20 protein-coding genes and 1 pseudogene are annotated in these 25,340 nt (G+C 44.4%); 13 read left to right on the top strand and 8 right to left on the bottom strand.

The window, feature by feature from the left end:
• Positions 1–71: 71 nt before the first annotated feature.
• Positions 72–788, top strand: a complete 717-nt coding sequence (locus ACL9RM_RS09965; protein WP_422759362.1) for a M23 family metallopeptidase — start codon at positions 72–74, stop codon at positions 786–788.
• A 285-nt stretch (positions 789–1,073) separates the two neighbouring features.
• On the opposite strand, the gene ACL9RM_RS09970 is transcribed toward ACL9RM_RS09965, so the two are convergent.
• The 4 genes from ACL9RM_RS09970 to ACL9RM_RS09985 form a co-directional block, all read right to left on the bottom strand.
• A complete protein-coding gene (locus ACL9RM_RS09970) occupies positions 1,074–1,433 on the bottom strand; it encodes a putative zinc-binding protein (RefSeq protein ID WP_250266425.1) in 360 nt (119 codons plus the stop codon).
• A 190-nt stretch (positions 1,434–1,623) separates the two neighbouring features.
• Positions 1,624–2,088, bottom strand: coding sequence for an Imm30 family immunity protein (locus ACL9RM_RS09975; protein WP_250266424.1), 465 nt, complete (start codon positions 2,086–2,088; stop codon positions 1,624–1,626).
• Positions 2,089–2,235: 147 nt separating this feature from the next.
• A complete protein-coding gene (locus tag ACL9RM_RS09980; protein WP_250266423.1) occupies positions 2,236–2,616 on the bottom strand; it encodes a hypothetical protein in 381 nt (126 codons plus the stop codon).
• 12 nt (positions 2,617–2,628) lie between these two features.
• The gene (locus ACL9RM_RS09985) at positions 2,629–5,619 is read right to left on the bottom strand and encodes a contractile injection system protein, VgrG/Pvc8 family (RefSeq protein WP_250266422.1); all 2,991 of its coding nucleotides are present in this window, start codon (positions 5,617–5,619) and stop codon (positions 2,629–2,631) included.
• A gap of 468 nt (positions 5,620–6,087) precedes the next feature.
• Here ACL9RM_RS09985 and ACL9RM_RS09990 point away from each other — a divergent pair, with 468 nt between their 5' ends.
• The 8 genes from ACL9RM_RS09990 to ACL9RM_RS10025 all read left to right on the top strand — a co-directional run bounded on the left by ACL9RM_RS09990 (position 6,088) and on the right by ACL9RM_RS10025 (position 15,592).
• Entirely contained in the window at positions 6,088–6,966 is an 879-nt protein-coding gene (locus tag ACL9RM_RS09990; protein WP_250266421.1) for an AraC family transcriptional regulator, read from the top strand.
• Between the two features lie 615 nt (positions 6,967–7,581).
• The gene (locus tag ACL9RM_RS09995) at positions 7,582–7,707 is read left to right on the top strand and encodes a hypothetical protein (protein WP_422759363.1); all 126 of its coding nucleotides are present in this window, start codon (positions 7,582–7,584) and stop codon (positions 7,705–7,707) included.
• 402 nt (positions 7,708–8,109) lie between these two features.
• Positions 8,110–9,504, top strand: a complete 1,395-nt coding sequence (locus ACL9RM_RS10000; protein WP_250266420.1) for a TldD/PmbA family protein — start codon at positions 8,110–8,112, stop codon at positions 9,502–9,504.
• Between the two features lie 3 nt (positions 9,505–9,507).
• The gene (locus tag ACL9RM_RS10005) at positions 9,508–10,851 is read left to right on the top strand and encodes a TldD/PmbA family protein (RefSeq protein ID WP_250266419.1); all 1,344 of its coding nucleotides are present in this window, start codon (positions 9,508–9,510) and stop codon (positions 10,849–10,851) included.
• A gap of 215 nt (positions 10,852–11,066) precedes the next feature.
• Positions 11,067–12,458, top strand: coding sequence for a threonine synthase (gene thrC, locus ACL9RM_RS10010; protein WP_250266418.1), 1,392 nt, complete (start codon positions 11,067–11,069; stop codon positions 12,456–12,458).
• A gap of 380 nt (positions 12,459–12,838) precedes the next feature.
• Positions 12,839–14,215: an NADP-specific glutamate dehydrogenase gene (gene gdhA / locus ACL9RM_RS10015; RefSeq protein WP_250266417.1), complete on the top strand. Its 1,377-nt coding sequence runs from the start codon at positions 12,839–12,841 to the stop codon at positions 14,213–14,215.
• Positions 14,216–14,494: 279 nt separating this feature from the next.
• A complete protein-coding gene (locus ACL9RM_RS10020) occupies positions 14,495–14,887 on the top strand; it encodes a MarR family winged helix-turn-helix transcriptional regulator (RefSeq protein ID WP_025718154.1) in 393 nt (130 codons plus the stop codon).
• A gap of 51 nt (positions 14,888–14,938) precedes the next feature.
• A complete protein-coding gene (locus tag ACL9RM_RS10025; protein ID WP_061828772.1) occupies positions 14,939–15,592 on the top strand; it encodes a nitroreductase family protein in 654 nt (217 codons plus the stop codon).
• Between the two features lie 135 nt (positions 15,593–15,727).
• On the opposite strand, the pseudogene ACL9RM_RS10030 reads toward ACL9RM_RS10025, so the two are convergent.
• The 3 genes and pseudogenes from ACL9RM_RS10030 to ACL9RM_RS10040 all read right to left on the bottom strand — a co-directional run bounded on the left by ACL9RM_RS10030 (position 15,728) and on the right by ACL9RM_RS10040 (position 19,768).
• Positions 15,728–16,882 (bottom strand): annotated as a pseudogene (locus ACL9RM_RS10030) (VanZ family protein).
• A gap of 7 nt (positions 16,883–16,889) precedes the next feature.
• Entirely contained in the window at positions 16,890–18,233 is a 1,344-nt protein-coding gene (locus ACL9RM_RS10035; RefSeq protein ID WP_250266415.1) for an amino acid permease, read from the bottom strand.
• Between the two features lie 269 nt (positions 18,234–18,502).
• Entirely contained in the window at positions 18,503–19,768 is a 1,266-nt protein-coding gene (locus tag ACL9RM_RS10040; RefSeq protein WP_250266413.1) for a VWA domain-containing protein, read from the bottom strand.
• A 180-nt stretch (positions 19,769–19,948) separates the two neighbouring features.
• Between ACL9RM_RS10040 and ACL9RM_RS10045 the strand changes: the two genes are divergently transcribed.
• Positions 19,949–20,830, top strand: coding sequence for an AraC family transcriptional regulator (locus ACL9RM_RS10045; RefSeq protein WP_250266412.1), 882 nt, complete (start codon positions 19,949–19,951; stop codon positions 20,828–20,830).
• Positions 20,831–20,979: 149 nt separating this feature from the next.
• Positions 20,980–21,942 carry an ABC transporter substrate-binding protein gene (locus tag ACL9RM_RS10050; RefSeq protein ID WP_422759364.1) on the top strand — a complete coding sequence of 321 codons (963 nt, stop codon included), beginning with the start codon at positions 20,980–20,982 and terminating at the stop codon, positions 21,940–21,942.
• Positions 21,943–22,057: 115 nt separating this feature from the next.
• Here the strand turns inward: ACL9RM_RS10050 and ACL9RM_RS10055 are convergent, their stop codons facing one another.
• Positions 22,058–23,110: a 2,3-butanediol dehydrogenase gene (locus tag ACL9RM_RS10055; RefSeq protein WP_028542246.1), complete on the bottom strand. Its 1,053-nt coding sequence runs from the start codon at positions 23,108–23,110 to the stop codon at positions 22,058–22,060.
• Between the two features lie 341 nt (positions 23,111–23,451).
• Between ACL9RM_RS10055 and ACL9RM_RS10060 the strand changes: the two genes are divergently transcribed.
• Entirely contained in the window at positions 23,452–24,489 is a 1,038-nt protein-coding gene (locus tag ACL9RM_RS10060) for a LacI family DNA-binding transcriptional regulator (RefSeq protein ID WP_061828776.1), read from the top strand.
• Between the two features lie 65 nt (positions 24,490–24,554).
• Positions 24,555–25,205: a hypothetical protein gene (locus tag ACL9RM_RS10065; protein WP_250266410.1), complete on the top strand. Its 651-nt coding sequence runs from the start codon at positions 24,555–24,557 to the stop codon at positions 25,203–25,205.
• Positions 25,206–25,340 lie beyond the last annotated feature (135 nt).

The following is a 25,340-nucleotide window of genomic DNA, read 5'->3' on the forward strand; positions in this document are numbered from 1 at the left end:
ATTGGACAGAACTTAGCTATTATTTACGACCGGTTTGCATCGTATTGTTTGGATGTTCCTTATTCCGTCAAATGGTTACTTTACGCTCTTTTAAATTTAATGGCTTAAATAGAAAAACACGAATATTTCTTTCTCTTTATGGTTTATTAGCAATATATCAAGTTTTTATATGTATTTTATTTAGTATTTCATACATTACATCCACTCCTAAACACGAAGATGCAGTCGATTTAGCGTTCCCTTTGAAAGGAGGGGCTTACGAGGTAGTGAATGGTGGAATGAGTTCATCTATGAACTATCACTTTTCGCATCGTACTCTGAAATATGCGGTGGATATAACTAAGCTCACCCCGTTAGGTTCAAGAAAAGGAATATTTGATAATCCTGAATCTTTAAAATCCTATCCCATTTATAATGATTCAGTATATAGTCCGGTTGAGGGTAGAATTATCGAAGTTGTGGATGGAGTAGAAGATAATGTCCCAAACTCCCTGGGCCGTAGTACTACAAATATGATTATCATCAAACACCAAGGATATAATATTCTGTTGTTACACTTGAAGAAAAATAGTCTATTAGTCAAGAAAAATGATTTTGTCAAGGTTGGACAAGAAATTGCGAAAGTAGGGAACTCAGGTTACAGTAGTGAGCCGCATCTTCATGTTCATGCTATAAAACATGACAATATGAGAGATTACTTCAATGGAACTTCGGTCCCTATTACTTTTAATGGTAATTACTTAAAGAGAAATGATTTGCTATTTAATCAAACACTTATTTTTCGATAAAAATGAATATCCCCTTAGAACGACGGTTTGAGAATTTGTGTACCAGGTTTCTGGGGGGGGCAATTAATTGCTCTTTAAGTCTGGTACATAAAAAATCTTCTTTTGTACAAGGACGCATAGGAATTTTGTCAATTTTAAATTGTGAGACAAATTCATTTAAACATTCGATAATTATTCTTCTTATTAAAAAGATGTTGCTGTATAAAAATAATACTGGTGACCCTTAAAGATGTGTTAGGAGCCACCAGTAAAAATTCGATACACACTTTTATTTTGATTAAAGAATTATTGTCCAATTTGTTCTAAGATTTGTGTGTAAGCATTCCTATAATGATTGGGGTTAGGATCTTCTCCTATTATCTTGGGTACGTCAAAGTCAGACAGCAGGAAATGGTGTTTGGGTTGAACTTCATGCCTTGCTAAGCAACTCTTGCAACAGGACAAGGGACAGCCATCAATTGCAATGATGTCACGTCCTGATTTTGCTGTTCTGACAAGAGGTTTGACATCACCACCAACACCAGCTATACAGGACATTTCAGCGACTTTTTCTCGATCCATTTGTATAGCGATCATGTTAGCGGTTTGTGCTGCGGAGGAACATCCAGAACATGAATAGACAAGAGGCAAATCAGTTCTTTTCATCTTTGTACACTTCCTTGTTTTTTCTTTGTGATCCGTCACAGTATCTTTGGTTTTAGCTGAAATAAAATTTAAAATTGTTTGTATTTTAACTTAAATTTACAGTCTAAACCGTGATCATGATCACGACAACATTTTGTAAAATCTATTATAGGGCTAACTATTTGTATATAAATCAGCCAGATCCCCCTTTTTAACTTAATTTTTCTAATACAGAATTAGCCTTATCTAAATATAAATCTGGATCGTCATCCTTAATCACCATTAAAATTTCTTTAATTGTCTGTTTGGTTGTACTTTCTAGTTTATCGAAAGATTTACCGTAAGAAATTACTAAATCTTTTGAATTTAAAAGTGTCCGATGGATTCTCTCTGCCCAAAATTCTGCATGGGGCAACATTTTGGAAGTACCCAAAGCCAATTTGTATAAGCCCTCTTCCAAATCATTACGTTTTGCAATATAAAATATAGTTTCAATAAGATAATCATTAGCTGACGGTTCAGCAACTTCATCTTCGAAGATTGTACAGAGATCTAGAATTATATCATTCGTTCCTTCAAGGGACATTTCATTCAGAATATTCTCAAATACCTCTATACTGTCCCCCTCGTTTTCCATAAAACGCATTTTATATAGTAAATTAATTTTCTCATTCATATTCTCTTCCCCTCCTGCGGTTTGAGTGTGTATGTTAACTCTGATGGAGAGGGATGACAAGTCATTGTTTCATAAAAAAAGCCCATCCCCACTCATGATTCAAGTAGGAATAAGCTTTGGGTAGTTTTTTAATCGTAAAAAAATGACCTATTCAGAAATTTCAATATAGTTCTGTTCATTAATTTGTTCATATTTTATTTTTATTTTTTCCGTTCCTTCTAAAAGTGAGGCAATGTATCTTGTTATTTCTACCGTCACTCTTTCAGTATCGTCTGGGCTTTCATTGTATGGGCTTGGATTGACTTCTAATAAATATCCACCTTCTCCTCCATACCCTTGTATAACTAACTCAAAACCCAATATATTTGCATTAATATATACTGCCGGAACTTCTTCATAAATGTAATCTTCTAATCCACCAAATGGAATACCACCAACCAGTTTATCTGAAATAATCTTTGCAACACCAAAGATATCTTCCTCAGATTCTATTGGTAGGGAACAAGTAAAGTAAGGGTATTTTTTCATATTAATTTCCTCCTAATCATGATCAATTATTTGAGTACCTGCTTTAATTTTTTGGTTATATTCTTCTTGCGTAAATATACGAAAAGTAAGCTTGTCTGGTCTCCCTTTCTTATCCACTCTCCTTAGACCATCTAAAGATTCTTTAAGGATTTTATCGGCTTGCCGTTGTAATTGTTCAACCTCTTTAATTTTTGCCCCTGACCTCCATGTATCATCAATCCGAAATTTTGAAGCCAGCTTATCACTGACAATAAATGCATCAATATCAAAGTCCGTTGGATCAAATGGCGCGTTCCCCTTATGTGGGCCTTTCTGACCTGTTGCCAAAGAACCTCTATACCCCACTTTAGCATCCGGGTCTAATTCTTTTATTTTCTTCGCAGCAGGACTCAATGTCTCTTGAACCGTATTCATAATATCTATTCTGGTTTTAGGTTTACCCGTCCCCTCAGTTTTAGTTAGACTCGATTTCGGCTCATTCGTTGGCTTCAAGGGTTTTGGTTCTGAAACATCTTTGGAATTATGATGTGTCCCTTTTCCACCTTTTATTTTTCCCTTACCCAGAAGAGAGCTAATTAGCATCCCAGCTAATGTCTCACCCTCCATGTAACTTTGGCCCTTCTCTAACATCCGTTTATCGTCTTCTTTTAAACCTTTGAGATACTCATCTCTGGCATTTTCCTGATCCAAAATATAATTTTTAGCAAATACCAAATCTCCCTTTGCCTCTTCAAATTGGCCCGACACTATAGTACTTATAGTATCCACAGGATGCTCGATAAGAGCATCTTTTAACTGTTTCAAGCCTTCAACGTTCGCTTGAACTGTTTCCTCCATGCCCTGGAAAAAGAGTGTGGTTTCCTCGCCAAAGCTTTTTTTAGGGGGTTCGGGACGATTAGCTTCCCAGTCACGAATACTTTGCGCATACTTTCTTGCTCTCTGTAATTTTTCTTCTTCTGGGGAAAGCGGCTTAGGAGGAGGTTGTTGCTTCATATAATCCCTAATCCATTTTTCACGAACACTTTTAGGAACCTGCTGATACGCATGAACCATCATCTTAGACTCTTTCAGCAAGTTTTGAACCAGCTCTAGTGTTCCACCGGAATGAGCCACATGACGAGCACTTGTATACACTTTCCCCAAAATCCACTTGCTATAATAGGCTTCCTTAGCCCGCTCATGCTCGTATTGGCTTATTAGCCCTTGGAGTGCTAAACTAGCCAGATGCTTCAGTGGATGCAAACCACCTTTAGGAGCACTACCTCCAGCGTGACTTGTTCCTTTGCTCCGAACGGGGATCATTGCGGTTGCTTTTAGAATGACACCCGCCGCAGGCCCACCTAAAGCTCCCGCAACAACGCCAGCCACTTTTCCCATCACTGGAATGGAGCCTAATAGCTTGGACACCGTACCCAACAAAGAGTTGGCCTGTTGAAGTGCAGCCGGACTTGTTACTTTGGCGGTAGGAGTGCTGCTTGATGATGTCTTAGCTGTCGATGGAGCTTGCGCCGCCTCGTATGCTTTGATGCTCATTAATGGCGGTTCAGGCACAGGAGGGAGGTCGGCTACGAAAACAGGTGCTTTCACCGTACCTTCCTGATAAATCATCGGAGCTTTGGTATCCGTCTCACCATCCAGTACCATGCTGCTGGACCCGCCTTTTAGATACAGCGCCGTTCCAGCTTCCAGTGAAAGTTCCTCGCCAGCATCGAGCTTCACGTGACCACCCTGAATCTGCACATTCCCCGGACTGTCGATGGTAATGCCGCTACTTTCATGCAGTGTAATGGAAAATTCACCGGAGGTGGATAGAGTCAGCTCATGCTCAGACATTTCTACGCCGCTACCTTGTACATGTTGCCATACCTTCACATTCGGCTGTCCATTGGTGTGGCGTTGTTGTCGCAGTGAATCCGTGACATAGGCATCTTGTTCGCGGTGTGTAGGCAGATACAGTTCCACCTGTTCCCCGATTTCAGGCATATCGTACCAGCCACTATGTTCTTCGGCGACATAACGGGTGGACACCGGAAACCAGCACGCTTTGGCAGTGTCTTGCTTCGGATCAATATCCAGTTGAAGCTGTACAAAATCCTGCTGTACCTTCAGCACCGTTCCTGTCACCGAAATCCCGGTGGCCTGATCGTTTTCATAGCGGGCATAGTGGATATCCTGCTCGGCTTGAAGATCATAACGGGTGCGCAGTAAGCCATCCGTTAGTGTAGTCACGGCCCGAACCACGACCAGTTCTTTACCTTGTCCGATGGGTAACGTGATGAGGTCGCCCAGCGCATAGTATTGCAGGCTTTCGATCATATAGGTGATATACGAGCCAGCACGTTCTCCCGGCTTTTCCGTATCCAGTTCATGAAACGTTTTTCGTACACGATAAAATACTTCCCGTTCCACCTTATGCTGCTTGCCTTCTGGCATTCCAAAGAAAACCTTGGGTGAGGCTGCGGTTACCTCTGGCACAAGTACGGAACCAAAGCGAGAAGCGAGACGTTTTAAAAACGCCCAATCGGTCTCATCATATTGTAAAACAAATGTCCCTAGTTTGGCATAATTGCTTACCGTATCAATGGCATCTCCGTACTGATATTTTCGAACCATTGCAGTCACCAGATCATCATAGGTACGGTGAAAATCTTGATAGGAGCGTCTTTTACGCTTAATATCCATCTGGTACGAATGGGAAGCGGCCTCTAGTTCAAACGTATACACGCCTCGCACGCAGTGTACGGACATACGTGTAACAATCCCATGGAACAGCCTTCTCAACGATTGTCCCTGATCATTTAACTGACGAATCACAATGGGCTCTTGCTCCATATCCTGTCCGATGCATACAGCTCCTTGTTCTTCGGAGAGCATGCCACTGATATGTAAAAAGGCATGATCATTAATGGTGCGTGTTATTTGAAGTTGTTCGATGTGTAGTGGCTGAAAGGGACCATAAAAGCGTAGGCTTTCATATCCGATCCCATCTGATAATACGCTCAAGTGAGTTCATGACTCCTTTCTAGATGCGATGGGTATTTCCAAGTAAAGCACGTCATCTTGCATTCACTTCTGATTATAGAAGGAGCAGATGAGTACAACAGTGAGTCCATATAAATATGTATAACAAGGTTTGTACGCTAAAAAGGAACGAGAGGTGATATTTAAATAACAACCCAGCATATGTATTTATCGGTTAAAAGAGAGACTTAGTTTACAGAATAACCCATTGGTTATACCGAATAATGAAAATCTTTATTGATGGAACATATATTAATTATAATAAATCCGGTGAGGTGGATCTTTTATTGAAAGGGCATTGATTATTAAAGATATTCTTACTTAATTAGTTATGTTATATAAGTTTGTGTACTAAACTTATGAATAAGAATAGACCCTACAATATTGTGCAGGAATTGTCGGATGGATACATTCAACTACTGTTATTCTATTGATGAAGGAGGTCATATAGTGGATTTGCTTAAGAGCATGAATGAAGCAATAAGGTATATTGAAGAAAACCTGACTAATGATATTGACTTTAAAGAGGTAGCAAGGTTGGCTTACTGCTCTGAATTTCATTTTAAAAAGATGTTTTCTTTTCTTGCAGGTGTTACGTTATCAGAATACATCCGCCGCAGACGCCTTACTCTTGCAGCATTTGAGCTTAAAGATAGCAATGTAAAGGTTATTGATATCGCGATTAAATACGGGTACAATTCACCAGATTCTTTTACAAGAGCTTTTCAAAATTTACATGGATTAACGCCGTCTGAAGCCAGAATTAATGGCCGTTCACTTAAAGCATATCCACGAATGACCTTCCAGTTATCCATTAAAGGGGGAAGTGAAATGAACTATCGAATTGAAGAAAAAGGGGCATTTTGCATCGTTGGTATCCAAAAAAGAGTTCCCATTATTTTCAACGGAGTCAATCCAGAGATTGCTGCGATGTGGGAAAGTTTAGATGGTGAAACGATCAGCAATCTTAAAAGAATTTCTAATGTCGAGCCTATGGGGTTGCTTAGTGCGTCCACGAACTTTTCTGAAGGTAGAATGGAGGAAAAAGGGGAGCTTGATCACTATATTGGCGTTGCAACAACAAAGGAGTGTCCGGATAACCTAACACAACTTAAAGTTGCTGCCTCAACGTGGGCAGTATTCGAAGCAATCGGATCATTTCCTGATGCGCTACAAGATGTGTGGGGACGTATTTATTCCGAATGGTTCCCATCCTCAAACTATGAACAAATAGAAGGCCCGGAAATCCTATGGAATGAGAGTAAAGATATAACCTCACCGACTTTCAAAAGTGAAATATGGATCCCCATTTCAAAAAAAGTAACATAAAGCATGTGATTATGAAGTATCCATGAGCTGTTTCGACAGCTCTTTTTTCAATTATTATAATTGAAGCTTATTTTGTGAAGAAGGTATTTCTTTTAAGGTACAGCCATTTGGTGAGAAAGATCAGGTAATTTATTTTACGGGACTAATGATTTTGAATAGAAATGATACTTACTTATGTAATTGAAAATATAATGTAGCGACAGACTGAAGAACAGTGCAAGGTTTAGGGTATTGAAATAATATTTATTCATTTAGTTGTACTTTTATAGCTTCTAAGTTTGAAATAATCCTTATCTTGGAATGTCAAAGAGTCTTAATTTATCTTGCATACTAAATTGTTCTAATAATCTTATCTATTATTCTCTCATTGCTACGTATCCACGTACCACATCCAGCATCATCCTTTGCTACACTTTTTATAAAGGAGATGGTTAACTTGGATACCCAACCTAAGATACTAAAGAGCATGGAACATACAAACTCATCTGAAAATACTGCTGAAGAATACGAGAACTTGGTGCAGCAAGAAGACGACACATAGAGAGACTTAAAACATGCACAAAGCTCATTTGGGATGCGCTGGCTATTATTTCTCAAAAGGCAAGCGTACTTCACATGGAAACCGTCAAAGAAGCAGCAGACCATCTTCATATTATGGAACTAGATTTACGAAGAGAACTGTTTAAAGTCCGTTTGAAAAAAAGTATTTTGGCAAACAAAATGAAGCAAACCCAAGCATAACAGCGGAGGGGATGGAATCGTTCTGTAGAAGCGGAGTGTTCGCCTTTGAACCCGGATTTTTACCGTTAAACTATAATCAAAAAAATCTGGGGGCAACAGCGATCGGAAGAATGATCCGTCTACGTAGCGGCATCATATGCACGTACTTGCTCAACCCAACCAGTAATCAATTTGCTCCAATAACCCGACATGACCCTTCACGGTCTGATCGGTTTTTCTCATTTCAATCCCTTCATCCCCGCGCATAAATCTTCACGCCCCTCCCAACACCGCGACCCAGATAGTTACACCCACTCCCAACATCATGTATAGTAAAGTTATGGGAAATGAACATGAACCCGCATATGATCTTGAACGTTTAACAGTACAATAAGAAACATGGCAAAAACGAGGAGGAACGTGATGATACATCCAACACAGATTCAGGATATGCTGCAAGCCGCGCTGGAGACGGGCGGGGATTTTGCAGAGGTGTTCGTTGAGGACCGTACCAATGGACAACTGGGTATGACCGGGGGAGTCGTGGATACGGCGCTGTCAGGCCGGGATTTTGGGATTGGTATTCGGATCATGAAGGAGCATTTTTCGGTGTATGCGTACACCAGCGATATGAGCGAACAGAGCCTGATCAGACTGGCCAAATCGGCCGCCAAGGCCATTCGCGGAGGTGGAGTGCCAGGTACACACACCATTACACTCCATCCTCATGCTATCCCTAACCAACATCCGATTGCGATCATTCCTGACGGTTCACAGAAACGCGCTAAGATCGACATGATGAGACGGGCGCATGAGGCGGCAAGCCAATACGATCCTTCCATCACGCAAACCTCCATAGGGATCAGTAACTCGATCCAGAACGTGCTGATCGCCAATAGCAACGGGCTACTGGTGGAGGATACCCGTACGTATACACGTATGAGAATAAGCGCGATTGCGACGGATGGGGAGCATAGACAATCCGGGTTCCGTGGGCCGGGAGCATATGCGGGGACTGAATTCCTGGAGAATCTGAATATCGAAGAAAATGCGAGACACGCCGCTCGCATTGCGTCCACGATGGTGAAAGCAGGATATGCGCCTAGTGGCAGACTGCCTGTCGTGATTGAGAATGGCTTCGGCGGAGTTCTTTTTCACGAAGCATGTGGACACGGGTTGGAATCTACGGCGGTGGCTCATGGAACCTCAGTGTTTGCGAATAAGATCGGGCAGCAGGTGGCTTCGCCGCTCGTTACAGCTATAGATGATGGAACGATTCCGAACGCGTGGGGCTCGCTCAATATCGATGATGAAGGAGCGCCGACACAGCGCAATGTATTAATTGAGAACGGCATTTTAAAAGGATATCTGATCGACCGCATGGGCTCGCGCCAGATGGGTGTGCCTGCGACAGGGTCGGGACGAAGACAGTCCTATAAATTCGCGCCTGCGTCCCGTATGAATAATACGTTTATTGCGAACGGGGATTCGACCCGTGAAGAGATCATTGCCAATACGGAGTACGGGATCTATGCCAAATCGCTGGGCGGTGGTTCGGTGAACACCTCGACGAGCGAGTTTAATTTTGCGGTCGAAGAGGCGTACATGATTCGCAACGGCAAAATTGCCGAGCCGGTCAAAGGCGCAACATTGATCGGCAAAGGGATTGAAACCCTACAAAATATTGATAGGGTCGGCAACAATCTGGATCATGGTCAGGGGATGTGCGGATCAGTCAGCGGAAGTCTTCCGGTCAACTGCGGACAGCCTACGATACGAGTGTCCGAGATGACTGTCGGCGGACGAAAGGGGGAATAGGAAATGGATATTCAGCAATTTCAGGAAGCGTTGTTCACAAAAGGTCGGGAAATTGGCTACGCGGATATGGAAATCTACTATGTAAATGGACGTTCTACCTCGGTGAAGGTACTGAAGGGAAAAATTGATCAATATACCATCGTTGAAAATGGCGGACTTTCCTTCCGGGGCGTCATTAACGGGAAAATGGGCTATGCCTCTACGGAGAAGCTGGAACCGGACGTGATCGACTTTTTATTGGAAGAAGCACGCAGCAATGCGGACATATTGGAGAGCGAGGAACAGGATGAGCTGTTCGCAGGCTCTGAGAGCTATCCTGAGCAGCCTGCCTATGCCTCAGCGTTGGCCGACACGGCTCCTGAGATTCTGATCGAAGCGGCGCTAGAAATGGAGCGCACAGCGCTTGCCGCAGATCCACGGATTGTGATGGCTCGGCATTGCTCGGTCAGCATTCGTGAAAATGAGGTTCTGATAGTAAATACCAAAGGACTGCACTGCCATCGTCGCAAAAGCCTAGCGACCGCTTATGTGTATGTGATTGCAGCAGACCATGACACGACGGTAACTGGGGGCTGGCATGATTATTCCCTGCGGAGCGTGGAGGAAATCGATATTGTGGATGTGGCGCGTAAAGCCGTAAAAGAGGCTGTTTCCAAGCTGGGGGCGCACACGATCCAATCGGATAACTACCCGGTCATTTTCCGTCATGATGCGGCAGCGCAATTGCTGGCTGCGTATACGTCGGTATTTTCAGCGGAGTCGGTGGATAAAGGCTTTTCGCGATTAGCTGGGAAACTGGGGCAAAAGGTGGCAAGTGAGCATATTACGCTGATCGATGATCCGCTGATGGAGAATGTTCCGGCAGGCAGTACGTTTGATGCCGAAGGCAGTGCGACGCATCGTAATGAGATCATCAAGGACGGCGAACTGCGGACGTATTTCCATAACCGCAAGACGGCCCGAAAGGCTGGGGTGCAGAGTACCTCTAATGCTTCCAAGGGAGGCTATAACGGTAAAATCGGTGTGTCGTATCATAACCTGTATGTGGAACCAGGCACGTCTACGTTGGAGGACATGATTCGTAAGACGGATCGCGGGTTGATGATCGTCGAGCTGCAAGGGCTGCATGCGGGTACGAATACGGCGTCCGGTAATTTTTCGCTGGCTTGTCTGGGATACTGGATTGAGCAGGGGCAAGTGGTCAGAGCAGTCAATCAGATCACCGTATCGGGCAACTTCTTTGACGTGTTGCAGCAGGTAGAGGAAGTTGGCAACGATTTGCGTTTTACGGGAAGCTGCACATCCCCTTCGCTCAAGCTGGCTGAACTCTCGATTTCAGGTTCCTAATGTCTGGAGCAGCCTTCTTTTTTCAGACTCACAGCCTGTTTCTGACGTTCCGATTGCCTAGCGATTACAGATGCCTGATGCATCAGGGTATGGTAAAGTAGGAGAAAGTCTTTGAAATATGAAAAAAAGGCTTGGTTACAGCACCGCGACAGGGTATTATAGACAATAATATATTCGAAAAAAGGTTCGAATTGAATTTTTATTGGGGGATGTATATGAGATATATTAGCACTAGAGGTCGAGTAGAAGCCAAGGGATTTATTGATACCGTGCTCATGGGGTTAGCTGACGATGGAGGTCTGATGGTACCTGAGCAGATTCCGACCGTGTCGGCAGCTACGTTAGAGCAATGGGCTACATTGAGCTACAGAGAGCTGCTGCTGGAAGTTTTTGCGCTGTATATCAATGATGAGATTCCTCGTGAAGATTTGGAGCAGCTGGTGGAGCGCAGTTACGCGAGCTTCCGTCACCCGGAAGTTACGCCAGTGAAGAAGATCAACGATTCCCTGTCTATTTTGGAGCTGTTCCACGGGCCTACGTTCGCGTTCAAGGATGTGGCGCTGCAATTTATGGGTGAGTTTTATTCCTACGTGTCCAAAAAGCAGAATGAGATCATTCACATTTTGGGTGCAACCTCAGGTGATACCGGGGCAGCGGCGATTCAGGGCGTGCGGGGCAAGGAAGGCATTAAAATCTGTATTTTGCACCCACACCAAAAGGTGAGCAAGGTACAAGAGCTGCAAATGACGACAGTTGACGATGAAAATGTACTGAATCTGTCCGTAAAAGGGAACTTTGACGATTGTCAGAAGGTCATTAAGGATCTGTTTGCCGATCTGGATTTCAAAGCTAAACATCATTTGCGGGCAATTAACTCGATTAACTTTGTGCGTATTTTGGCGCAAACCGTATATTACTTCTATGCTTATTTCCGGGCGCAGGAGTCTGCCGGTACGAAAAAGATTAATATCAGCGTGCCATCCGGCAACTTTGGCAATATCTTTTCTGGCTTTCTTGCGAAAAAAATGGGCTTGCCGATCCATAAGCTGATTATTGCCACCAATGAAAATAATATTTTGGAGCGCTTTGTGAAGACAGGCGAATACAAGCCAGGCGACTTTAAAAGCACATACAGTCCTTCGATGGACATTCAGGTGGCGAGCAATTTCGAAAGATACCTGTATTACTTCCTTGGAGAAGATACAGCCAAGGTATCTGAATACATGGATAACCTCAAAACCGAGGGACGGATTGTGATCAGTGCAGAGGATTTGAAACGGGTACAGCAGGATTTTGAAGCGCTCGGTGCTTCGAATGAGCAGTGTCTGGAGCTGATCAAAAAATACAAAGCCGAGTACGATTATTTGCTCGACCCGCATACGGCTTGCGGTATTGCCGCATATGAGGCGTATAATGGCGCGGACGAAGTATGTGTGACCTTTGCGACAGCACATCCGGCCAAATTTGATGAAGCTATTCGTCTGGTGGACATCAAGCAGGAGTTCCCGACGCAAATTGAACAATTATTCTCGAAATCGCAGCATCAACAGGTGGTAGAGCATGACGAGGCAGAAATTGTGCGTCAGCTTGAAGCCTTTTATGTGTAAAAGAATGGGAAAGGAGGCTACGCCCTGCGCGCAGCCTCTTTTTTATTTCCATATTTTCCAGATGTGCTGTATGTTTTAGTTTCAATTTGTTCACATTATAATGCCATGTGGAGTAAGGTGTTAGGGCCTTAGAAATCGTGAAAAAAGTCCGTGAATCAAGGGATTTATCTTTAATAAACTAACAGGCAATGAGAGGTTCATAGAGTTATTTGATGAAGGATACAAAAATTTTTTATAGGCGAATTAGATGTATTATTATAAAAAATCATGTATAGTTAACTAAATTTTATGAATACATAAAGTTCCACTCTCGAAGGTGCAACATAACGTCGTTCCGTCATTTAACAGAGGGGCTAATTATAAAAGGGGTGTATTAAATAATGACCATGATCCGTCCAGAGCAGAGTCAACAAGCAGCAGCCGAATATGTGCAGTCCGTTTTTGAGAAGGTTATCGCGCGCAATCCTCATGAGAATGAATTCCATCAGGCCGTCAAGGAAATATTGGATTCGCTAATTCCGGTATTGGCTAAGCATCCTAAGTATATGCAGCAGGGGCTTCTGGAACGGCTAGTGGAGCCGGAGCGAGTCATTACCTTCCGTGTACCTTGGGTGGATGATGCAGGGGTGGTACAGGTCAACCGCGGCTTCCGCGTACAGTTTAACAGTGCGATAGGGCCTTATAAAGGTGGACTTCGCTTCCATCCGTCTGTATATCTGGGAATCGTCAAATTTTTGGGTTTTGAGCAAGTTTTCAAAAATGCATTGACGGGTCTTCCCATCGGTGGTGGTAAAGGCGGTTCGGATTTTGACCCCAAAGGGAAATCAGATAACGAAGTGATGCGTTTTACACAAAGCTTCATGACTGAGTTGTATAAATATATTGGTCCAGATGCCGACGTTCCGGCAGGGGATATTGGTGTAGGCGGACGTGAGATCGGATACATGTTCGGGCAGTACAAGCGGATTCGCGGAGGACATGAAGGTGGCGTCCTGACGGGTAAAGGGATTCATTACGGAGGCAGTCTCACGCGTACAGAAGCGACTGGCTACGGTTGTGTATATTTTGTAAACGAGATGTTGCAGGCTCAGGGATCGTCCTTTGAAGGAAAACGCGTCGTCGTGTCGGGCTCAGGGAACGTATCCATTTATGCAATTGAAAAAGCACAGCAGCTCGGTGCTACAGTCGTGGCATGTAGTGACTCGAATGGCTACATCTATGATCCAGACGGTATCGATCTGCAGCTGGTAAAGCAGTTGAAAGAAGTGAATCGTCTGCGGATTAGCGAGTATACTAAAGAGCGTCCAGGCGCAATCTATACAGAAGGCTGTTCGGGGATCTGGTCGATCCCATGCGACATTGCACTGCCATGCGCCACACAGAATGAAATTGACGAGCAAGCAGCCCAGCTGCTGGTAAGCAATGGCGTAAAAGCTGTAGGCGAAGGTGCCAATATGCCATCCTCGCTACAGGCCATTGAAGTGTTTTTGGGCAATGGGGTTTTGTTCGGGCCAGCCAAGGCTGCCAATGCAGGCGGAGTAGCAGTCTCGGCGCTTGAAATGTCTCAGAACAGCATGCGCCTGTCATGGACCTTTGAGGAAGTGGATGCCAAGCTGCATGATATTATGAAAAATATCTATGCTAACAGCGTGAAGGCGGCTGAGGAATACGGTGTGCCGGGCAATCTGGTTGTCGGAGCCAATATCGCAGGATTTGTGCGTGTGGCCGACGCAATGCTGTCCCACGGGATTGTTTAACTTAACGGTATACCAACCCTTATCTGCTATTACATGATGATTGAATAAGTAAGCTAATGAAACAAAAGCTGAGTGGCTCTGTGTGAGTCGCTCAGCTTTTATTTGCAAAGAGCACTTTATTTTTCTCAGGGACTTGATTTATTTTTAAAGAGGATGTATATTACTTGATAGATCAATAATTGATGGATCAAAGGTCGGATCATCAAGCCCAGCGATATGCTTAAGGGAGGAGAGATTGATATCACCCAGACACCATCCGAGCCTGAGTATATTTTTGACATGCTGTTGTTGCTGAACAAGCAGATTAGCTCCAAGTTTGAGCGTTGTGCAGGAGTCAGCGCATCCAGATTGCAGCTATTGTGCAAGTTGTATCAAGTGGAGGAGATTAGTCAAACTCTGCTGCAAAAAGAGGTTGGCATTGACGCTGCAGCCGTAACGCGCCATTTGAAACAACTGGAAGCGACAGCTATGGTCACACGACGCACGAAGCCAGAGGACAACAGGGTTACCTTGGTAAGCCTGACCGATTATGGGCGTGCACGCATTGTCATCTTTAAGCAGGAGCGCTCGCAGTTTGTAGCTCAGCTACTACAGAGCTTCGACGAGACCCAACGGCACCAACTAGCTGATATGCTGCAAGTGATGAATAGTCACATATCTGATATGGACTGACAACATTTTTTTAACATTACTATACCCACAGAGGGACAAGGAGAGATTGGAATGAATAATACGAACACATCCAGTACTGTAAAAACGAATGATTTTAAAGAAATCGCCCTGGGACGCCGTTCTGTAAAAGTATACGATCCGTCCGTGAAGATCAGCCGCGAGGAAATGACCGAGATTTTGACGGAAGCTACACGCGCACCATCTTCCATTAACCTGCAACCTTGGCGTTTCCTTGTCATTGACAGCCCTGAAGGTAAAGCTACACTGGCACCATTGGCCCGTTTCAACCAACGTCAAGTAGAAACATCTTCGGCAGTGATCGCTGTGTTTGGAGATTTGAACAACTTTGATAATTTCGAACAAATTTTCGGAGAAGCTGTAGAACTGGGCTATATGCCAAAAGACGTCAAAGAAATGCAACAGGAAAAAGTAGCAGCCCATTTTGCAGCGCTTGATCCAGTTGTGAACAAAGAAACGGTCCTGATTGACGGTGGTTTGGTATCCATGCAGCTTATGCTGGTAGCACGCGCTCATGGTTATGATACTAACGCTATTGGCGGTTTTGAAAAGGATCAAATTGCTGAAGCCTTTGGTCTGGAAAAAGATCGTTATGTCCCTGTTATGCTCATTTCCATGGGTAAAGGTATCAACGATGGTCATCCGTCCACACGATTGCCTATTGATCAAATTGCACAGTGGAAATAAGCAAAACGAACTAACATCTATACACAACATAAAAAAACAGGCGGACAAAGGAAATTCCTTTGCTTCGCCTGTTTTTTATTTGCTTGGATGCAACGTAGATCGCGGGTGCTTATCACGTTGTCAGTCTTTCGGTTATCATGTCACGGTATTTTCTCCCGGCGTCTCTGCCGAATCAGCGGTGTCATTCTGAAGGTGATGATAATGCTTGGGCCATATAATTTGGTGCGAAGTATGGCTAAGCTCCTCATAAAATAACGGGGCTTTCTTGATTAGACGTATGACCAGATGGAAAAAGAACCATCCATTCATCACCAACAACAAAAGGCTGATCAGAACACTTACCCATGGAGAGACTTGAGACCACAGCACGGGTCCACCCAGTACGTAATTAAGTCCAAAATACAACCAATACAAGAGACTGTAACGCTTGATGAGCCCCCATAGGGAAATCCGTTGTCCCGTCCCTGTAAGATGAATACGCACCAGCCATTTCCCAGGAGTTCGTCCATTCGTCAGGTAAGGGACCCCCATAAAGTAGACTCCACTGGAAACCCAGAAGGCAGCAGGAACATGCAGAGACTCCATGATGCCGAGTAGCCCGATCCATATGATAGAATCCACGAAAAAGGCTACGCCCCGTCGGGTATAGGACACTCGCTTCGTTGCCATGTCCACATGCTTGTCCAGATGTTCCAAGCGGGGCAGGAAGCGTGAAAACCATTCGCCTAATAGAAAGCCTAGCATGCCGCCCAAGGTATTAGCCAATAGATCGTCCACATCGAACACGCGATACGCATGGTCAAAAAATCCATACAGTCCTGTCAGCTGCGTCACCTCAAAGAAGAGGGAGAGGATAAAGGACAGAATCAGACACCATCCCCATCGTGCACGGAAATAATAACGTAAGAACATACCGAAAGGCATGGTCATCACAACGTTAAAAACGACTTGCAGAAAAGCGCGCTCCTTCAGCAAATGAACATAGCTGGAGGGATGAGCGGGTGAGACGGATGTTTCTCTTATAATGTCTTGAACGAACTGCAAGGGCATCAATTGCAACGCTCCCCCGGCTAATGTAGCATTATGACGCGATGCCGGAAGCGGGAGTATGACCAGAAAGAAGGCGTTCATCAAGTATAAAAGCATCAAGTAAAGCAGCCATGCTCTAGCCTTGTGAATATAGCCATGCCTGCGATATTACACGATTAGAAAAGGCAGTGTAAACAATAACGCAGCAAAAGGAAACGCAAGAAAGGCATACGAAACAGGAAATAGATACGATTGAATCATGTGCTGCTTACGCCTGCTTTCTCCGGAACTTCACCAAAGACCAGATGATCAGAAATGCCATGAAAGCCAGGCACACGCTAATGCTAATACGATTTTGCGAGTCAAGCAAGAATAGGAACGCAATTACCCATAGGCATCCTACTGTAAGCGCCGTTACATAAGGGAATCCCCATATCTTGAAAGTAGGCTCCACGGGATAAGATTTGCGCAGTTTCAATTGGGACAGACAAATGCAGCTCCAGACGAGCAGCACGACGAAGCCAGGTACAGCCATCAAAATACGGAACAGTCCGTCCTGAGCGATATAAGCAACCATGGAACCGACAATCAGGACTACAGCGCACAATTTGAGACTATTTACCGGAACCCCGTTTGAAGATAAGCGGGCGAGTGATTTGGGACCTTCTCCATTGATAGCCAGCGAATGTAGCATACGTGTAGCCCCGTAAATCCCCGAATTGGCGGCAGACAGTACAGCAGTAATCAGAATAAAGTTCATGACATGAGCCGAGCCTTGAAGCCCTACAGAAGACAATACCTGTACAAACGGGCTGGTATTCGCATCCAGTTGGTTCCAGGGAATCAAGCCACAAATGATGAGAATGGGCAACGTATAGAACAAAACAACGCGAAGAATAAAGCTTTTAACCACTCTAGGCAGTACCTTTTCCGGATTTTCTGTCTCCGTCAACGTCAGTCCAATCAGCTCGGACCCGCCGTATGAAAAGGTAACGACCAGCAGCGCTGAAAAGATAGCCAACCAGCCATTGGGTAGAAATCCGCCGTGCTGCGCGTAGTTGCTTAGATAAGGTGGAGTTTCAGTGGGAATAATCCCGAACAGTATACAGCCACCCAAGGCGATGAAGATAATAATCATGGCAATCTTAATACCCGCAAGCCAAAATTCTAGCTCCCCAAAACCGCCGACACTCAGCATGTTGACGACAATAATGAAAGCTGCACTCACTAAACTGAGTACCCATAGAGGAACATCTGGCAACCAATATTGCAGGAAGCTTCCCGCAGCAATGACCTCAATGATACAGACGGCCAGCCACATGAAGCAATACAACCAGCCGATAATAAAGGACAGTCGTTCTCCAAAAGCTTTGCGAATAAAATCTTTCATATTCATGTTGGGATAGACGGTAGCCATCTCGGCAATTGCGCCCATAACGACCAAGAGCAGGAGTCCCGCGAAGACATAGGATAAAATAACTCCAGGTCCCGCCAAGCTAATCGTTTCGGTACTTCCTTTAAAAATTCCCGTTCCGATGACTCCACCCATAGCCATAAAGGTAATATGCCGTGGGAGCAGCTTTTTGTGCAAAGTTGCTTCATTTGATTTCAATATGAAATCCTCCTTCATATAGTGTATAGCTTCAGCATAGCCCAAACAGGGTTACTTCAATTAGACTTATACTACATGAAAATATCCAATTAGGAAATGAAAGAAATAGGATCTGGTAGGGAGATTGAAATCGATAGAGGACAAACTGAAGAAAACAGAGGCAGAATGCTGGCGCTGATGATTGCTCTATCTGCGGTCATTCTGCCTTTATTGCACTGCTCGGTGGATATTTAAGTGATCATGTAGGAGTATCGCATTGCGGTGAAGGATTAGCTCCGCAATATTCCTTTAGCCCGCACTTGCTTGAGCCAACCAGGAAACTCATTCAGCAGACGGTCGTACAGTTCTGTGTCTGTCACGGAGTCGAAGTCATCCAAGGCAAAGAAATCTGCATTATCCACTACGCGGCCGCGCATCTTATCCAACTTTCGAAGGATTCCGTAATCGGCTTGACCAAGACCTACAAATTGCCAGAAAATCGGGGCGCTTGAGCTTTTAATCAGCAGTTGTTCTATTTTTTTCTGTTCATAAATACCTCCATCACTGAAAAAGATAATGTAGGTCGGGATTATATCGTTGGGATCTTCTTTTGTATATTTTAGTATGATATCCTTCATGACTTCTGGTTCGTTATTTCCCCACCCTAGCTCACTATCTTCACTAGGCTCAGCATAATTCATATGAATGTAATTCTCGAAATTCCTCTCTGTGACGCTTGGAGCACGCTTGGCTTTGTCTGCAAAAAACCATACATCCATTTCACCATTGTCATCCATACAGGCGGCTACAGCCAACACACGTTCGCAGGTTTTTTGCACCGTCCCACCCGTGTACAATTTGAACATAGAAACAGAAGCATCGAATACAACCGCTACCCGTGCCTTTTCACAGTCTATGTGTTTCTTTTTTAGTGAATATTGTACATTCTGCTTGTGCAGATTGATTCTTCCACTCACAGGAGAAGTTTCTTTCATGTCAGCTTTATCCGCTGACGGTGCTGCTGGCGATTCCGTTTCCTCTACGGTGACACCGTGAGCCTCGGCAAGCGGCTTTAGTCCTCCGTTGAAACCACGTCCAACTGCGCGAAGCTTAAAGCCAGAAGTATGACGATACACCTCTGCCAGCACAAGCGATGTCTCACTGGTGGCTTCGGTGATGCTGTAGGTGATATGGGATTGCTTGCCTTGAGCAGTAACTGAGCAGCCGACCACATCGGCAAAAGTACCTGGGCCGTCCACTGTGGCCGCAAACACACATTTTTCCACCCCGGTTCGTTCCAGTTCCTGGAGCGCTACAGTAAACTCAGTGGTTCTGTCATTTGGACGCTGTAATCGTACATGGCCGTGCGGGTCAGCGGGTTGATTGTAAAAAATGAAATAGTCATCTGAGGAAACCTTTCCGTCTGCTCCTACCATAAAACAGCTAACATCCAGTTCGGCAGGTGCATGCTTCCATGTAATGGTGACCCGCACCGTATCTTCCTTACCGAATGGTGCATTAGCTCCTGTACTCAATGCAATGTTGGGACCGCTCATGCTGTCAAACCCCCTATGTATTTTAAATCTTGTATTTATACAAATTGTACCATGAAAATGGTACATACACCTTGTTTCGTGCAGGAATATTTGTCTCATGGTAGACGCAGTAAATGATGATATATAATGAGGTTGGTTTGGAAAAAAAGTATGATATTTATGAAGCGGAGGCTTTGATACGTGAAGCAGGATCGACAAAAGCAGGCAGGTTCTCATACCGGGATGAGCAAGGGATATGAAGCTGATGAGTTAAACAAACTGTTGTCCCTATGGCTTCATTCGTCGATCCGTGTCATGGATGTCCGGCATATTCGACTGGAGCCGGAAGAGTTGCTTCAACCGTATCGTCTTCCAGCGCAGGCTTTTGTATTTGTATTGCAGGGTAGCGTGCGTTTGGATGGCGATTGGAAGGATACGCCACATTCAGGATACATACTGCATGGCAGCAAAGGTTTTGAACTGAATATGAAACCCTCGCAATGCGGGATTGAATATATCCTTGTACTATATAAAGCGACTTCTCTATCTGGACATACGGTGTATAATCATCCTTCGATAGTTCATGGTTTTGCACCGCCTTATCCGGTTATACTGTATCAAAAGCTGCAACTACTGGATGAAGCATGGCAGGATCAAGAGACGCTATCCAAGATTCAGGCTCAGGGTCGGTTCTATGATTTTGCATATGAATGTATACGGCAATTGCAGGAACCGAAGGCTCGAACTTCTGCGCGGGATATCGTGACACAGGCTATTCGATTTATGCAGGATCATTATGCGGAGTCCGTAACGCTGGAACGTTTGGCCGGATTGTTGGAATGCAGTCCGAGACATTTGACCCGGTTATTTAAAAAACAAACGGATTGTAGCCCGATTATGTACTTGATTCAACTGCGAATGGACAAGGCGAAGGAGCTTTTGCGGAAGACGGATGCGACTTTGCAGGATATCGCTGTCAGTGTGGGGTACCCGGATGTCTATTTCTTTAGCCGGGCATTCAAAAAATATACGGGTGTATCCCCGGTTCATTACCGGGACAGCCTATATCATCTGCTTTTGTGAGAGATACCAGTCTGGATAATCCATTAAGCATGTCTGAATGTTCCATTGATTCGATAAGTGGCGCCCTGCATACTGTTATTGAGGATAATAATCATTATCAAAATCATGATGAAGGGATTTTACGAATGAATAGAAACGCAAAGCATTCCATGGCATTTATTTTATTGCTTAGTTTTACCCTGCTGCTCAGCGCGTGCTCAGGCACATCCAGTCCTGCGGCAACCGATGGCGCTTCGCAAGGGACCAATAATACATCAGCGGAACCAACATCACAGGAAAGGGTGCTGAAGGATGCACTTGGGCATGAGGTGAAAATTCCGGCTCAGCCTCAGCGTGTGATCGCTTCTTATCTGGAGGATCACCTGGTTGCGCTGGGGGTTAAACCTGTAGCCCAATGGTCGGTAGGGAAAAATTCAGTTCAAGGTTACCTGCAAAAAGAACTGAAGGACGTTCCTACCATTGCTTCAGATCTTCCGTTTGAGGCGGTTCTGAACTTCAAACCTGATTTAATCATTATGGACAGTGCGAGCATGGTGGAAGGCGACAAATATAATCAATACTCTAAGATTGCTCCAACCTACGTGGTAGGCACTAATATGAACAATGATTGGCGTCAAGAGCTGCTGACCGTGGGTGAGGTGCTGAATAAGAGCAGTGAAGCGAAGCAGGCATTGAGCAACTACGACAAAAAAGCAGCAGAGGCTAAAGCCAAGCTGAGTCAGACGGTAGGACAAAAAACTGCGGCGGCATTGTGGGTAACGGATAAAAATGTGTATGTCGTAAACCAGAATCTATCCAGCGGTGATGTATTGTATAAGGATTTGGGATTCAAGATTCCACAAGTCGTACAGGAGATTTCCAAAACGGCTAAGGCGAACTGGAGTAATTTATCGCTGGAGAAGCTGGCCGAGCTGGATGCGGATTATATCTTTATCGTGAACAGCAAAAACGTAAGTAAAGAAGATATTGTAAAAGATCCTGTATGGGCGGGAATTCCAGCCGTTAAAGAAGGCCATGTATACGATTTTGGTAAGGATTCCAGCTGGTTGTATACAGGTACAATCGCAAACAGTCAAATGATCGACGATGTTTTGAAAAATGTAACTCAGTAATCCAAATGGTAATCAAAAAACGCTACTCATCTTGACGACAGTATGTCGCAGGAAGGAGAGCGTTTTTTTATAAAAAGATGTCTGCAAAGAGCAGACATCTGATTTATTTTCTGAATTAGGCTTGCGGAGATACCAGGATTTTAACCTGATTTTTCTCTTTCAGGAGACCTTCAAAACCTTGCTCAATCACTTCTTCGAGTTTAATGCGTTTGGTAACCAGCTTGTCAGCAGGGAAATAACCTTTTTCCATCAGGCTGATAACAGCTGGGAATACATCACGGTAGCCGATAATACCAGTCAGATTGCGTTCCTTCATAACGATATTGTTAGGCTTGATCGGAGCTTCTTTTTCAAAAATGCTGACGATCATGATTTGTCCGCTGATCTTAGTGGATTCGATAGCTTGAGTCAGCACAGGAGGTACTCCAGTGACTTCATAGGCTACATCTACGCCGCCGTTGGTCCGTTTGTGCAGTTCTTCCACCACATCATAAGTTTTAGGATCAATCACGATAGCACCCAGCTCTTCAGCTTTAGCTTTACGCTCCTCGGAAAGCTCTACTGCATAAATCTCAGATGCTCCCGAAGCTTTCAACGCTTCAATAACCAGCAATCCGATAGGGCCAGCGCCAAATACTACAGCTTTGTCGCCGACTTTCAGTTGGCTTTGACGAACAGCATACAAAGCAACGGCCGAAGGCTCTACCAATGCGCCTTGCTCGAAAGATACGCTTTCTGGAATTTTGTGAACCATGTGCTCGTCAGCTGCGACATATTCAGAAAATCCACCACCGCCGCCTGCCAGACCGAGGAAGCCCATTTTATCGCAAAGATTATATTTGCCTTGTTTACATGCATCACATTCTCCACATGCAAACACCGGTTCTACAACTACACGGTCGCCAACTTGAATCTTGGTTACACCTTCGCCGATTTCGACAACTTGTCCAGAAAATTCATGTCCCATTACGATCGGCGCTTTTTCGCCAGTCAATGGATGCTGAGCATCTTGGGGAATGAAGATCGGTCCTGCTACATATTCGTGAAGATCACTTCCGCAAATGCCGCACCATTCTACCTTGATTTTTACTTTTCCTGCCAGAGCAGCGGGCTGCTCAATGTTTTCCAAACGTAAGTCTTTTACTCCATGCCATCTCAATGCTTGCATGTTTGTCATCTCCTTGAAGAATATATGATCATTGCCTCTATAAAAGTGAATGAATTAGGAAACGTTTCCGAAAAATAATATGTCACAATTTTTACACATTGTCAAACCAATTTAATGCAAAAAGCACTTGACTTTTTTTGTGAATATAATCACTTGTGACTACAGTGCTATATTTGGCTCTTTACTTTTATACAAAGAGATTTTGCGAATTTTTTAGGTGAAGCAAAGACAAGAAGAAAACGACTTCAATTTTTAGACACTCATTCTGTGGTATAATATCAACATTAAGACTTTATCTTAGAAAGTCAGAAAACGATTCCGTTCTTGAAAGGATTTTGGGCGTGACAGATCAAAAGAAAGTAACCATAGAGGATGTAGCCAAGCGGGCAGGAGTCGGTATTGCGACTGTCTCCAGAGCTATTAACGATAGTGAGGGCATCAGCCCGAGAACGAAAGCCTTGATTTTGCAAGTGATTGAAGAGATGGGGTTTACGCCCAACACCTCGGCTCAGAGCTTGAAAGTTCGTCAGACACGACAAATCGCACTGGCCGTGCCAGACATTCGTAACGCGATTATTCCAGAGATCGCTTGGTCCGTAGAGCAGGCCGCCAAGCAGCATGGTTACCGGGTCGTGCAAATCAATACCGCCGGGAATGCCAGAATGGAGCTTGAAACAGTTCGTGAGGTCAAGAAGCTGCATGTCGACGGGCTCATCATTATGCCGCTGGCGTATCCCAAAATGTTGGTAGATCTGATTAACAAAGCCAGCGTTCCCGTGTCCATTATTAACTATGGCAAGAAGCTGGGCGAAGATGTCAAAGCGGATATCGTCAGTCTGGCCCGACAAGAGGGAAGACTTGTGATGGAGCATTTACTTAAAATCGGGAGAACAAGAATTGCCTATGCAGGCGCTGCGAAGGACAAAATCGAGGAGAGATACTTCGCTTATGAGCAGTCTCTCCAGCATGTGGACCCTTCACTCGTTTATTTTGGCGATGATTTCTCCTTTGAGACAGGGCTGCGTGCAGCCGATTATTTTTACAGCCTGAAACATATGCCGGATGCTATTTATGCGGTTAATGATATGGTGGCGATAGGGATCGTCAATCGATTTAAGGATTTGGGTGTAAAGGTGCCAGATGAGGTTGCTGTAGTCGGTATTGATAACAATCTGTGGGCTACGGTAACGACCCCTCAGATAAGCTCAGTTTCCATCATGGGAGAAGAGGTGGCACGGTTGGCTGCGGAGCTGCTGCTCAAGCGGATTCAAGAACAGACACCTGGGGATTATGAGCGTGTGCAATTCGAGCCTCGTCTGATCGTGAGGGAATCGAGCGTCTCTGTGATCCGTAAGCCTACGGTGGGACGTGACGAGTAGTAGGGTATGAGTGGATTTTGGGCAATTATAACGACCATTGTTTGTTCAGACAGGAGAGTGGATTCATGTTAAAAGGTAATGGGTTTGTATCTGTAGCTTGTACTGCACTATTGCTGGCTGTAACCATAGGGTGCACTCCCCATCCAGTGGGACAGGATGCTGAAACTGCGGCGCCGTCCGGGGCAAACAATGGGGAGTCCAAGCAAACTGCAGTCAATACGCAGCATACCCAGCAAAGTAAAGAGGAGCTAGTGCTGTCCTTTTATAAGGATTCATCCCTCAGTGATGAAGCAAAAGTCCGTCATATGACGGACCATTTAGCAGGAATCCAATGGGGAAAGATGAACAAAATCAATGAACATCAAAGCCTGGAAATTATCGAATATCTATATAGGCAGCGTGCTTTTATTCCATCGGAAAGCTTTGCAAATGTGATCCAGGCTTCTGACGGATTGGATGGAGCTTTAAGCGAAAGCTATGCTGGTCTTATGGGAGATTTGTTTACAAGAGATAGAACTGCGATGACTCGAGCATTGGCAAATATGGACAAAACCAACCGCACACAAGGTATAGGAAGCATCGGGTATGCTCTCAGTTATAGAGAACCCAAGGAAGTCAAGAAAGAGATTCAACAATGGCAGGCAGGACAAAAGCTAACTTCGGCAGAGAAGGATGTCATTCGAGCCTTGTTCGTCAAGCTGGATAATCCGTATTGATGCTCAAATAGTGATGACCACATGCGTAGAGGAATATATTGAACAGCCGCGTCTCTACCGGAGGAGCGGCTGTTTTGTGCTGTTTTTTTACATTCTGCCATGTATGATTGGGATAATCGTTAGTAGAACCAGTGG

The sequence above is a fragment of the Paenibacillus sp. S29 genome, from assembly GCF_049319765.1.
GTDB classification, from domain to species: Bacteria; Bacillota; Bacilli; order Paenibacillales; family Paenibacillaceae; genus Paenibacillus; species Paenibacillus polymyxa_B.

What these genes read in the sequence shown, in the direction of transcription:
- ACL9RM_RS09965 (WP_422759362.1), top strand. Translation starts at nt 72, where the DNA reads ATGGTTACTTTACGCTCTTTTAAATTTAATGGCTTAAATAGAAAAACA.
- ACL9RM_RS09970 (WP_250266425.1), bottom strand. Translation starts at nt 1,433, where the DNA reads ATGAAAAGAACTGATTTGCCTCTTGTCTATTCATGTTCTGGATGTTCC.
- ACL9RM_RS09975 (WP_250266424.1), bottom strand. Translation starts at nt 2,088, where the DNA reads ATGAATGAGAAAATTAATTTACTATATAAAATGCGTTTTATGGAAAAC.
- ACL9RM_RS09980 (WP_250266423.1), bottom strand. Translation starts at nt 2,616, where the DNA reads ATGAAAAAATACCCTTACTTTACTTGTTCCCTACCAATAGAATCTGAG.
- ACL9RM_RS09995 (WP_422759363.1), top strand. Translation starts at nt 7,582, where the DNA reads ATGGAAACCGTCAAAGAAGCAGCAGACCATCTTCATATTATGGAACTA.
- ACL9RM_RS10000 (WP_250266420.1), top strand. Translation starts at nt 8,110, where the DNA reads ATGATACATCCAACACAGATTCAGGATATGCTGCAAGCCGCGCTGGAG.
- ACL9RM_RS10005 (WP_250266419.1), top strand. Translation starts at nt 9,508, where the DNA reads ATGGATATTCAGCAATTTCAGGAAGCGTTGTTCACAAAAGGTCGGGAA.
- thrC (WP_250266418.1), top strand. Translation starts at nt 11,067, where the DNA reads ATGAGATATATTAGCACTAGAGGTCGAGTAGAAGCCAAGGGATTTATT.
- gdhA (WP_250266417.1), top strand. Translation starts at nt 12,839, where the DNA reads ATGACCATGATCCGTCCAGAGCAGAGTCAACAAGCAGCAGCCGAATAT.
- ACL9RM_RS10020 (WP_025718154.1), top strand. Translation starts at nt 14,495, where the DNA reads ATGCTGTTGTTGCTGAACAAGCAGATTAGCTCCAAGTTTGAGCGTTGT.
- ACL9RM_RS10025 (WP_061828772.1), top strand. Translation starts at nt 14,939, where the DNA reads ATGAATAATACGAACACATCCAGTACTGTAAAAACGAATGATTTTAAA.
- ACL9RM_RS10040 (WP_250266413.1), bottom strand. Translation starts at nt 19,768, where the DNA reads ATGAGCGGTCCCAACATTGCATTGAGTACAGGAGCTAATGCACCATTC.
- ACL9RM_RS10050 (WP_422759364.1), top strand. Translation starts at nt 20,980, where the DNA reads ATGGCATTTATTTTATTGCTTAGTTTTACCCTGCTGCTCAGCGCGTGC.
- ACL9RM_RS10055 (WP_028542246.1), bottom strand. Translation starts at nt 23,110, where the DNA reads ATGCAAGCATTGAGATGGCATGGAGTAAAAGACTTACGTTTGGAAAAC.
- ACL9RM_RS10065 (WP_250266410.1), top strand. Translation starts at nt 24,555, where the DNA reads ATGTTAAAAGGTAATGGGTTTGTATCTGTAGCTTGTACTGCACTATTG.